This is a genomic window from Micrococcus sp. HMSC31B01, assembly GCF_001816085.1.
GTDB classification, from domain to species: domain Bacteria; phylum Actinomycetota; class Actinomycetes; order Actinomycetales; family Micrococcaceae; genus Micrococcus; species Micrococcus luteus.
On the sequence record NZ_KV825251.1, the window covers coordinates 1 to 1451 of the forward strand.

General features: G+C 74.4%; 2 protein-coding genes. One reads left to right on the top strand and one right to left on the bottom strand.

Annotation, left to right across the window (positions count from 1 at the left end):
* Positions 1 to 273: hypothetical protein (locus HMPREF3105_RS13265; RefSeq protein WP_210401442.1), on the top strand; the 273-nt coding region annotated here is incomplete at its 5' end.
* 6 nt (positions 274 to 279) lie between these two features.
* Here HMPREF3105_RS13265 and HMPREF3105_RS09110 read toward each other — a convergent pair.
* A partial coding sequence (locus tag HMPREF3105_RS09110; RefSeq protein WP_141762480.1) for an HAD-IC family P-type ATPase occupies positions 280 to 1451 on the bottom strand: 1172 nt, incomplete at its 5' end.

A 1451-nucleotide genomic window follows, 5' to 3' on the forward strand; every position in this document is an offset into this window, starting at 1 on the left:
CGCGGGGCCGCGGCCGGGCGCCCGCTGGCCGAGGAGCTCGGCTCCCCGGAGTCGTACGCCGCGGGCTTCCAGAAGGACCGGGTCGCCGCGCCCCGCCGGCGGGCCTGGGCGGTCACCGCGCTCGTGCTGCTCATCCTGGCCACCCGTCTCCCGGGCGTGGTGGCCGGGGAGCGGCTCAGCGCGTGGGACGTCGCGTACCTGCTGGTCGCCGTCGTCGTGCTGGTGTGGACGTGGCTCGACTACCGGGCCGCCGTGCGTCGCGCCCGCCGCTGAGGGGTCTCAGGCCCCCGCGGCGGCCAGCACCCTCGCCACGTGGCGGCGGTGCACCTGGTGGATGACCTCGATCAGTCCGCACCCGAGCGCGGCGACCACCAGCGCGGCCACGAGCACGTCCGTGGGCGGGACCTCCATCCGGTGGTACCAGCGGGAGGCCGGCACCAGCACGACGGCGGCCAGCACCGCGTACATCGCCAGGATGAGGACCACCACGCGCGCGCTCAGCGGCCGGGACATCACGCTGAGCACCCACAGGCCCAGCAGGGTCAGGGTGATCATGAACGCGGCCTGCTGGCGGGCCAGGTCGACGTCGCCGGCGGTGAGGCGCACGTACGCATGCAAGGCCACCATGGACAGCAGGATCACCGCGCCGGAGGGGATCGCGAACCGCAGCGCCCGCCCCAGGAAGCCGGGCACGTAGCGGCGCGGGTTCGGCAGCAGCGCGAGGAAGAACGTGGGCGCGCCGATCATGATGAAGTCCACCGTGGAGGCCTGCCGCGGCAGCAGCGGGAACTGCCACGCGAACAGGGAGAACACCACGCCGAACAGCAGCGCGTACGTCGTCTTCGTCAGGTAGATGTGGGCGAGCCGCTCCATGTTCGCGATCACCTGGCGGCCCTCGCCGAGCACGCGCGGCAGGCGGTCGAAGCGCCCGTCCAGCAGCACCATCCGGGACACCGCCTTGGTGGCCGGGGCCGCGTTGCCCATGGCGATGCCCAGGTCCGCGGTCTTCAGGGCCAGGGCGTCGTTCACGCCGTCGCCGGTCATGGCCACCACGTGCCCGCGCGACTGCAGCGCCTGCACCATCGCCTTCTTCTGGTCCGGGCTGACGCGGCCGAACACGTCGTGCTCGGCCATCACGGCGGCGAGCTCCCCGGGCTCGTCCGGCAGGGTGCGCCCGTCATAGGCCTGGCCCGCCACCTCGAGGCCCACCTCGCGGGCCACGGCGGCCACGGTGCGTGGGCTGTCCCCGGAGATCACCACGGTCCGCACGCCCTGCGCGTGGAAGTAGTCGAGGGTCTCGGCGGCGTCCGGGCGCACGTTCTCGCGGAACGTCACGACGGCGACCGGGACGCCTCCGGCGGGCAGCGCATCCCCGATCAGGGGCGCGTCCGTGCGGGCCAGCAGCAGCACGCGGCGGCCGGCGTCCGCGTCGGCGTGGACCTGGGCGCGGA